Below are 9,261 nucleotides of genomic sequence, written 5' to 3' on the forward strand. Positions count from 1 at the left end.
GCCTCGGTGGCATAGCCCCGACCCCAATAAGGACGCGCGATCCAGTAGCGGAGCTCGACCCGGCCCGAGGCACGGCGGGCGAGGCCGCCAGCTCCCACAAGCGCCGGCGCGCCATCGGTGCGGGCGGTGATCAGGAATGTCGGCAGCACCGGGTCCTTCGGCGCGGCGAGATGAGCCTCGGCGTCGCCCAGCACATAGGGCCACGGCGCGGCCGACAGGTTCCGGACGACCACCTCATCGGCGATGGCGCCGGCGAGCGCGGGCGCATCCTCGGCCCAGCCCGGTCTCAGCAGCAGTCTCGGCGTTCTCGCGAACATCCCTCGTCTCCCTCTCCGCCGCCCCGATAGGAGCGGCGCATGACAGTTTCGGGAGATGACAAAGAAAAAGGGAGCAAGAGGGGTGGCCTCTTCTCCCTTTTGGTTTCCGGAACAATCCGGTCGCCGTCTGGGCCACCCCCTTGTGGGAGCGGCCTTTTCGTGACCAGTCCCTATTCCGCTGCCAGCGCCTCTGCCGGCATATTAATCGGGTCTACGCACGCGAATTTGCGGCCTTGGCGCCCGATCTTGAACGAGACGCGGCCGTCGGTAAGCGCGAAGAGGGTATGATCCTTGCCGATGCCGACGCCGGCGCCCGGATAGACGCGGGTGCCGCGCTGGCGGACGATGATGTTGCCGGCGCGCACGGCTTCGCTGCCAAACTTCTTCACGCCGAGGCGCTTCGATTCGGAGTCGCGACCGTTGCGGCTGGAGCCGCCTGCTTTCTTATGTGCCATCGGAAATTACTCTGCGTTCTTGGCCGCTGGCGCAGCCTTCTTGGCCGCGGCCTTAGCAGGCGCAGCGGCTTTTGTCGAGGTTTCGGCGGGGGCCGGAGCGGCCTTCGCAGCCTTGGCGGGCTTTTCGGCCACAGGGGCGGCGGTGGGAGCAGCAGCCGGAGCGGCCTCGGCCTTCTTCGGCGCGGCCTTCTTCTCGGCTTTGACATCGCCGATCGAGACGATGCGCAGGATGGTGTGCTGCTGGCGATGGCCGGCCTTGCGGCGATAATTGTGGCGGCGGCGCTTCTTGAAGACGGTGACCTTGTCGGCCTTCGCCTGGGCGATGATCTCGGCGCCGACGACTAGGCCCTCGAGCGACCTCAGGTCCGCGCCGTCGCCGGCCAGCAGGATGTCGGTCAGCGAGATGCTGTCGCCGGCATTGCCGGCCATCTTCTCGATGACGATCTTGTCTCCCGGGGCAACGCGATATTGCTTGCCGCCCGTGCGCACGACTGCGAACATTGGCTCTTCTTTCTCAACGAATCTGGACCGCAGCGGGAGCCCCCGCGCGGAAAGCGTGCCGACTAGGGGGCAGGGGGGAAGCTGTCAACCGGCGGCAAGTGCCGATCGGGCCTAATGCCGGTGCTGCGGCCGCAACCGGTACCGCGCGCCGTCGAAGCCGTCGAACAGGCCGTTGATGGCGGGGTGGTCGACTTCGTCGCCATCCTCGTCGGGGACCAGGTTCTGCTGGCTGACGTAGGCGACGTAGCTGCTCTCGGCATTTTCGGCGAGCAGATGGTAGAAGGGCTGGTCCTTGGCCGGGCGGATCTGCTCGGGGATCGCCTCATACCATTCTTCGCTGTTCGCGAATTCCGGGTCGACGTCGAACACCACGCCGCGAAAGTCGAGCAGGCGATGCTTGACCACCTCGCCGATGGCGAAACGGGCTTCAGGGATGAACGACGCGGGGGTGGTCATGGCACCTATGTAAGCGGTTGCGCAGCGACGGCAAGCGCCGTGCATTAACGTGTCAGGGCGCGATGGTCTCGCCGGCCCAGTCGAGGAGCGCACCGCTGTCCTGCGGCGACAGGCCGTCGATGACGCGCAGCAGGTGCGCTGCGCTGGTGGCGGGGGTGAATAGCTGGCCGTCGGGCACGCCGCGCTGGAACGGGGCGGACAGCGGCGTATCGACCGTGCCGGGGTGAAGCGCGACGCAGATCGTGGCCGGGCGCGAGCGGGCGAGTTCGATCGCCAGCGTGCGCACGAGCTGGTTGAGCGCCGCCTTCGACGCGCGATAGCCATACCAGCCGCCGAGGCGATTGTCGGAAATGCTGCCGACGCGGGCCGAAAGGAAGGCGATGACTGCGCGCTCCTTCGGGGCGAGCAGGGGCAGAAAATGGCGAGCGACCAGCGCCGGGCCGATGGCGTTGACGGCGAAGCTGTGGGCGAGTTGCGCGGCGTCGAGCTGGCGCCAGCTTTTCTCGGGGCCGCCGGATGGGCCGTGGAGCAGCCCGGTGGCGACGATGATGAGGGTGTAGGGCGCGCGGGCGGCGAGCCGCTCCGCCGCGCGGGCGATGCTGGCCTCGTCGGTCAGGTCGATCGCGGGATCGGTGGTGCGCGACAGGCGATCGACCCGGACGCCGCGCGCCTCGATCGCCTCGGCCAGGGCGCGCCCGATTCCGCCCGAGGCGCCGATGGCGAGAGCGTTCATCTCTCGCGTCTAGGCAAGTGCGAAGCGCGCTGCTAGAGGCCGCGACCGACCGACCGGTAATTCGTACCGGCCAACGCGATCACCCCTGCGGAGAGGTGGCTGAGTGGTCGAAAGCACCGCACTCGAAATGCGACGTACCCGCAAGGGTACCGTGGGTTCGAATCCCACCCTCTCCGCCACCGCGTCCAAAATGGGCCGCCCGGTTCCCTTCAGACAAGCGGGCGACTTCATCTACTTCGACAATGCTTGGGTGCGTTCATAGACTCCTCGTTGGCCCGGGCCGGCCCGGATTCACATCACACAGAGTCTATTTGACCGGTCTGGCTTTCGGGCATTTTCCTGCTAAAATCAGGCTCGACTTCCAAAAAAAGGCTTCCTTGGTCTCCTTATCCTGGGTCATCTTGCAGGAAATGTGATGCCCACTACTGTCAGTCAACCCGTGATGTCGCACATCGACGCCTACCCGCGACGCAACCTGCGCGCCGCCCGGAAGCAGGTGCTAGGCGGCTGCAGCGTGGTTAGCTGGCGCGATCGACAAGGCAAGACAATTGGCGTGTGCGGGCGCGGCTGCTCGATGGCAAAAAGTTGGCGCTGGACTATCAGTTTCGCATAAATAGTTAAATTGCGACCTACGACGGCGCAGTCTCGTTTGAGTGCTCGATACGCAAGATGTCCCAAACACGGCACAATAGTGCGCACGTTATTGTTGCTTAGCCTGTCTGGATTTGCATTCATTGTCAAATACTTGCGAATCGATCACAATTGAGCGGAGATCTTGTTTGGCAAGCTGAGAAATGGGCGAGATGGAGCAAGTAATGGATCGTGTTCGCATCCGGCGTCGGCGCCCCCAGGTCGAAGCCCAGAAACCGCAGCCAGCTCAGCCGATCACGGACAAGAAACTCCACCTACGCATCGCTTGCATTGTTCTGCGCCGCGAAGATCAGCGCCTCGAGCATCGTCACCGGCTCGTCGGGCGGCCGACTACCATTCGCGCCGTCCGGATAGGCCAGCGCCGGCGCCAGCAACGGGCGTGATGCTTCGAAATCGACCACCCGCTCCCTCGTCTCCATCGGATCCCCCACCGCCTCGAGCCGCTACAGATGATCGCTTCATCACCACCTCCGCTCCACCGCACGTGAATCATCTCAACTCAAACTTGGCGAGCGGTATGGGGACGCGCCCAGTTTCCGAATTAACCTGCCTAGTCGGTAGGTCAGCATAGGATCGAAAGTGGTGCCAATGAGACCAATTTTCGGGCAAGCTGACGGAGAAATACGCGTTTTTCCTACGCGTCTGGCACTTGCCCGCAAGCAGTGAATGAAACTTGCCTGTCACTTCAGCTTGAACCCAATTGTTACGCCGTAGGTGGCCGGCGGACCGGCATAACGTGCGCTGAAGTCCGATGCGGTGACGACGTTGGTCCAGTAATATTTGTTGAGGATATTTTTGCCAAACGCGCTGATCGACCAACGCTGGTCCGCGCCTTCATAGCCGAAACGGACGTCGACCGTGGCAAACGAGTTCGTACGGAACGGGTGGACCAGGCCCGGCAGTACCCGCGTGTGGATGGAGTTAACTGCGACGATTGTATTGCCCCCGGGGACGGTATCGGTCGCCGAACGTCCGTTGAGGCTAACGCCGATGAACGGCGATCCGCCATTCGGCATCGCCATCTTGTAATCCGCGTTCAAACCATAGCTCCACTTGGGCGCGAATGGCAGCGGCTGCCCCGCAAAATTGCGCGGGGTCCCGACATAATCGACCCCGCTATATTTGCGGATAGACGTGTCGAGATAGGTTACCGACCCGCCCAAGGTCAGGCCGGGGGCAACCCGGACGGTGAGATCAGCCTCGGCGCCCATCACGCGCGACTTAGGGATGTTGCGTAATTGGTCGAGAATGCCAAAGACCGGATCAGCGACCTTGGTTAGAACCTGCTTGTCGCGATAGTCATAATAAAAGGCCGCCGCGTTGAGTTGTGCCCGGCGGTTGAAGAAGCTGGTCTTGATCCCGGCTTCAAAGGCGGTCACCGACTCCTGAGTTACCGGCGCAAACTGCGCAGTGGTGGCTGCGGCAAGAATGGGGAAGCTGCCCGCTTTGTAACCGCGCGAAACGTTGACGTAGAACAAAGTCGTCGGCGTGACTCGATAGTCGATTCCGGCGCGCCACGAGACGTTATGTTCCTTAAGCGTCTGGGTGAACGGAACGCCCGTCGGGTGACCTTTGGGACCCAGCGAAAAGCAATTATTGGCGAACGTGCCGGTCGATGAAATCGGCGTGAATGGCTCCGTCGTAAAGATTGTCCCGAGGAAGTTGAACAAGCCCGCAATCCTGCCATCACCCGCATCGAAGCCGCAGATTTCGGCACGGTTGCGCGAACTGGTATATCGCGTCGCCGCCTTGACAGTCAGCTTGTCGGTGACATCATATTCGATATTGCCGAAACCGGCGTAATTGCGGATCGCCTGGTGTCCCTGCTGGTAATTTTGGAAGATGAAATTTTTGCCCGGCGAGAAACTGTTGTTGTCGGGATAGATGAGCAGTTGCCGCTCGAAGGTCATGCTCTTTTCATAATTGGCACCGAGCACCCAGCGGAAGGGCGCGCGCGAGCCATTGGCCAGCCGTACCTCTTGGTTAAAGGAATGGATGAAGCCATCGTCGCGCTGCAGATCGGTCACGACCAGCGCCGAGCCATCGCCATCGGTGGTTTGGGCCTGCTTGTAGCGGCTGTAGGATGTCAGCGAGGTCAGCGTCAGATTTTCGGCGAGCGTGATGTCGGCACGAAGGGCGGGCTGAATGAAGCGCCGGTTGCTGCGCGGGCGATTGATGCCGATGTCCCAGTCCGCAGCGCGCGGGTTTTCGGGGGAGAATGGTGCCGCGACTTCCTGCGGTTGCTCGTCGCCCGGGGTCTGCGGTTGAAGCAGAATGAACTGGCCGGCAAGCGGCTCCGAACGGTCGCGCCATGCGCTCAGGCTAAAGGCGAGATGAATCGCCGAGGTCGGATCCCAGTCTAGCTGCGCGCGTCCGGTAACATAGCTTGTCTTGCCATTGCGGTCGTAGGGTCGCGTGTAACTGATCTGGTGTCCGTTCGAATTGACGGCCGAGACGGCCAGACGCGCCCTCATGGTCGCGGACAGGGGTCCACTGATGTAGGCATTGCCCTCGAGGCGGTTGAACCGACCGTAGCTGATGTCACCACCCGCACGGAAAGTCCGGGTCGGCTTGTTGGCAATATAGTTGATCGCGCCGCCGGTCGAATTCTCGCCGAACAGTGTGCCTTGGGGACCTTTGAGCACTTCGATGCGCTCGAGATCAAAGCCGGCATGGCTTGCCAGGACCGGAAACGGCAGAGGCGCCTGGTCGACGTACACGCTTACCGCCGGATAGACGCCGAGCGAACTCTCGTTGAAACCGATGCCGCGCAAGGTGAGGATCGGGGTGTTGTTGGCGCTTGGCGCAAAGGAGAGTCCGGGGACGATCGACGCGACATCTTGGAGCGAAGTAATCTTGCGCTCGGCCAGCATCGCGCCGGAGATGGCGGTGACCGTCAGTCCGACCTTATTGAGGCTTTCCTCGCGCTTGTTTGCCGTGACGATAATTTCACCGGTGTCGGCGGACTCAGCGGCGGACGTACCCGACGGAGGGACAGCTTGCGCGACTGCGACGTTCGCCGCGAGGGTGATGCAGAGTGAAGCCGTGGAAGCCAGACCAAGCATCCGCCGCGATGAAAAAGCACTCATGATTGTCCCCTCTAAATTGCCGACATCTCGACCAGTCGAAGCGCAATGCACGACAGGCGGCGGCAAACTTTATCTTTTGCTCAACAAAAATAGCCGGGTAGTTCTTTCCTACAATCAGATTTATCGGATGCTTTAGCCGACTTATCGGGAGAATGGGTGCCCCGCTCGATCATAGGCAAAATCGATAGATATATCTGGAGTTCGCCATTGTGCGGCGGCACTGCTTGGCCACAATGCGGGAAAAGGAGCAGAATAATGGTCGCGGACGGCACCGGAGAGAACTGGAGGCTGCAACGCTCGGAACTGGCGGTTCCCGCTACATCGGAGAAATTCTTCGAGAAGGCAGTTCGCGGTCCGGCCGACTCGCTGTTTCTCGATCTTGAAGATGCCGTGGCGCCAAGCCGCCGTGTCGAGGCGCGCACAACCGCCGTGCAAGCGCTCAACGAGCTGGACTGGGGAACGAAGATCGTGTCGGTGCGGGTCAATGGCCTGACCACGCCGTGGGCGATCAGCGACATCCTTGCCGTGGCGCGCTGCCCGCGGCTCGACATGATCCTGTTGCCCAAGGTGGAAACCGCCGGCGACGTCATTTTCCTCGACCGGCTACTGACCGGCCTGGAGCTCGAGCAGCCGCGTGATCGACCGTTGGGGATCGAAATCCTCATCGAGACGACCAAGGGACTGGCCAACGTCGAGTCGATCGCGGCGGCATCTTCGCGGCTCGAAGGAATCATCTTTGGAGTTGGCGACTATTCGATCGAATTGGAGAATTTCGACACGGTGTTCGGGGCGCCAAATCCCGAATATGCGGTTGCCGGCCATGCTAATGATCAGTGGCACTTTGCACTCGCGCGAATTGCCAACGCATGCCGTGCGTACGGATTGCGACCGATCGACGGGCCGTTCACCAACTATGGCGATCCCGGCGCCTATCGGGCGAGCGCGATCCGCGCCCGCGCACTTGGCTTCGAGGGCAAGTGGGCGATCCATCCAAGCCAGGTCGAGATCGCCAACGAAGTCTTCACTCCGAGCGCAGCCCAGATCGCGTGGGCGCGCGACATCGCCAAAAAGATGGACGCTGCAGCGGACGAGGGCAAAGGCGCGATCGGGCTCGAAGGCGTATTGATCGACCGGGCGCACGTCCTCTTGTCGCGCAAGATCTTGCGCCGCGCGCGCCTCGCCGGAATGGACGCGGAATGACCCAGGGAGCGCTCGCCGGCGTCCGCGTGCTCGACATTGCGACCTTCGTTGCAGCCCCCTTTTGCGGTACGATCATGGCCGAGTTCGGTGCCGAAGTAATCAAGATCGAGCAGCCCGGCGAGGGCGATTCGCTGCGGCGGTTCGGGACGATGACTGACACCGGCGATTCGCTCGTCTGGCTAAGTGAGGCGCGCAACAAGAAATCGGTGACGCTCGACCTGCGGACCGCAGAAGGCGCCGACCTGTTTCGCCAACTGGTCGCCAAGTCCGACGTGGTGCTCGAAAATTTCCGCCCCGGAACGATGGAGAAATGGGGCCTCGGTTATGCCGAACTGGCCAAGATCAACCCGCGCCTCGTGATGCTCCAGGTCAGTGCCTATGGCCAGACCGGGCCGCTCAGCAACAAGCCCGGCTTCGCCCGGATCGCGCATGCGTTCAGCGGACTTGCCTATCTTGCGGGCGAGCCGGGGAGACCGCCGGTCGTGCCCGGCTCGACCTCGCTCGCCGATTATATGTCCGGGCTTTTCGGCACGGTCGGGGTACTGATCGCCTTGCGTCACGTCGACCGCACCGGTGAAGGGCAAGCAATCGACGTCGGCCTGTACGAATCGATTTTCCGGGTGCTCGACGAACTGGCGCCAGCCTATGAGCGTTTCGGCTACCAGCGCGAGCGGATGGGGCCCGACACGATCAACGTCGTCCCGCACAGCCATTACGAAACTCGCGACGGATCATGGGTCGCGCTGGCCTGCTCGAATGAGCGGATGTGGGGCCGGCTGTGCCGTGCCATGGGCAAACCGGAACTTGTCAAGGATCCGCGCTACGCGAGCACGCCCAAGCGCAACGAGCATCGCGCCGACGTCAATGCGATCGTCGCCCAATGGGTTCGCAGCCTCAACGTCGATGACGTGCTCGCCGCGTGCGAGGAGAATGAAGCGCCGGTGTCGAAATTGCTCAGCATTTCCGACATCTTCGCCAACGAGCAATATCGCGAGCGTGGCAATCTCCACACCCTCGACGACCCCCGCGCTGGTCGGCTGGTCGTGCCGGCGCCGGTCCCCCGCATGTCGCGGACGCCGTCGGACGTGCGCACCGCGGGACCCGCACTGGGTGAATCGAACCAGGAATATCTTGGCGACCTGCTCGGGCTCGATGCCGGGCGGCTCGCCGACCTGAAGAACCGTAACATCATCTGACCGCGAACGCCGGAGCTGCCGTCATGTCTTCCCACCGCCAAATGGCTCTCGTGGCCTTTCTACAAGCGCAAAACTGTTCAAACTTCCCTGCATCGTGGCGCCACCCCGCGGCGAGCCAGGATTTCATGTCCCCCGAATATTATCGGCGGATCGGGCGGACGCTCGAGGATGGCGCCTTCCACCTTGCCTTTTTCGACGACCGGCTGGCCATGCCCGACGTCTACGCCGACGATTTCAAGGTTACGGTCCGCGAGGGGATCAGGGCGGTCAAGCTCGATCCGATGCTGTGCGCGCTGACGCTCGGCAATGCCACCGAGCGGCTCGGCGTCGGCGTTACCTACTCGACCACCTACTACGAACCGTTCCACGTCGCACGAACATTTGCGACGCTCGATCAGCTCACGAAGGGGCGCGCGGCGTGGAACGTCGTGACCTCGCTCAACAGCTCGGAAGCGGCCAACATGGGCGCAACCGAAGTGCTGGAGCACGACCTTCGCTATGATCGCGCGGAGGAATTCCTGACGGTGGTCCGCGGCCACTGGCGCGGTTGGGACGATGATGCCCTGGTACTCGACAAGCAGGGGTTATTCGCGCGGCCCGACGGCGTGCGGCGGCTTGATCACAAAGGCGAGTGGTTCAATTCGCGCGGGCCGTTCACGGTGC

The 9,261-nt window shown here is 62.6% G+C and carries 10 protein-coding genes and 1 tRNA gene; 4 read left to right on the forward strand and 7 right to left on the reverse strand.

Annotation, left to right across the window (positions count from 1 at the left end):
* The 5 genes from RMN84_RS10295 to RMN84_RS10315 form a co-directional block, all read right to left on the reverse strand.
* A partial coding sequence (locus RMN84_RS10295) for a GNAT family N-acetyltransferase (protein WP_309612081.1) occupies nt 1–317 on the reverse strand: 317 nt, incomplete at its 3' end.
* Between the two features lie 170 nt (nt 318–487).
* Nucleotides 488–772 (reverse strand): 50S ribosomal protein L27, encoded by a 285-nt coding sequence (rpmA, locus tag RMN84_RS10300; RefSeq protein ID WP_309612082.1) that lies wholly within the window; start codon nt 770–772, stop codon nt 488–490.
* Between the two features lie 6 nt (nt 773–778).
* Nucleotides 779–1,273 carry a 50S ribosomal protein L21 gene (gene rplU, locus RMN84_RS10305; RefSeq protein ID WP_309612083.1) on the reverse strand — a complete coding sequence of 165 codons (495 nt, stop codon included), beginning with the start codon at nt 1,271–1,273 and terminating at the stop codon, nt 779–781.
* A gap of 111 nt (nt 1,274–1,384) precedes the next feature.
* Nucleotides 1,385–1,729, reverse strand: a complete 345-nt coding sequence (gene hspQ / locus RMN84_RS10310) for a heat shock protein HspQ (protein ID WP_309612084.1) — start codon at nt 1,727–1,729, stop codon at nt 1,385–1,387.
* A gap of 52 nt (nt 1,730–1,781) precedes the next feature.
* Nucleotides 1,782–2,462, reverse strand: coding sequence for an SDR family NAD(P)-dependent oxidoreductase (locus RMN84_RS10315; protein WP_309612085.1), 681 nt, complete (start codon nt 2,460–2,462; stop codon nt 1,782–1,784).
* Nucleotides 2,463–2,551: 89 nt separating this feature from the next.
* Between RMN84_RS10315 and RMN84_RS10320 the strand changes: the two genes are divergently transcribed.
* Nucleotides 2,552–2,641, forward strand: a tRNA-Ser gene (locus tag RMN84_RS10320).
* Between the two features lie 726 nt (nt 2,642–3,367).
* On the opposite strand, the gene RMN84_RS10325 is transcribed toward RMN84_RS10320, so the two are convergent.
* Both RMN84_RS10325 and RMN84_RS10330 read right to left on the reverse strand, forming a co-directional pair.
* Entirely contained in the window at nt 3,368–3,532 is a 165-nt protein-coding gene (locus RMN84_RS10325; RefSeq protein ID WP_309612086.1) for a hypothetical protein, read from the reverse strand.
* Between the two features lie 261 nt (nt 3,533–3,793).
* Nucleotides 3,794–6,202 carry a TonB-dependent receptor domain-containing protein gene (locus RMN84_RS10330; protein ID WP_309612087.1) on the reverse strand — a complete coding sequence of 803 codons (2,409 nt, stop codon included), beginning with the start codon at nt 6,200–6,202 and terminating at the stop codon, nt 3,794–3,796.
* A gap of 255 nt (nt 6,203–6,457) precedes the next feature.
* Here RMN84_RS10330 and RMN84_RS10335 point away from each other — a divergent pair, with 255 nt between their 5' ends.
* From RMN84_RS10335 to RMN84_RS10345, 3 genes are all read left to right on the forward strand, one after another.
* Nucleotides 6,458–7,402: a CoA ester lyase gene (locus RMN84_RS10335; protein ID WP_309612088.1), complete on the forward strand. Its 945-nt coding sequence runs from the start codon at nt 6,458–6,460 to the stop codon at nt 7,400–7,402.
* Nucleotides 7,399–8,598: a CoA transferase gene (locus RMN84_RS10340; protein WP_309612089.1), complete on the forward strand. Its 1,200-nt coding sequence runs from the start codon at nt 7,399–7,401 to the stop codon at nt 8,596–8,598. The genes RMN84_RS10335 and RMN84_RS10340 overlap by 4 nt, the downstream gene beginning before the upstream one ends.
* Nucleotides 8,599–8,723: 125 nt before the next feature.
* On the forward strand, nt 8,724–9,261 hold a 538-nt coding region (locus tag RMN84_RS10345; RefSeq protein ID WP_309612090.1), incomplete at its 3' end, for an LLM class flavin-dependent oxidoreductase.

It is taken from the genome of Sphingomonas sp. (assembly GCF_031380695.1).
Classification (GTDB): Bacteria; Pseudomonadota; Alphaproteobacteria; order Sphingomonadales; family Sphingomonadaceae; genus Sphingomicrobium.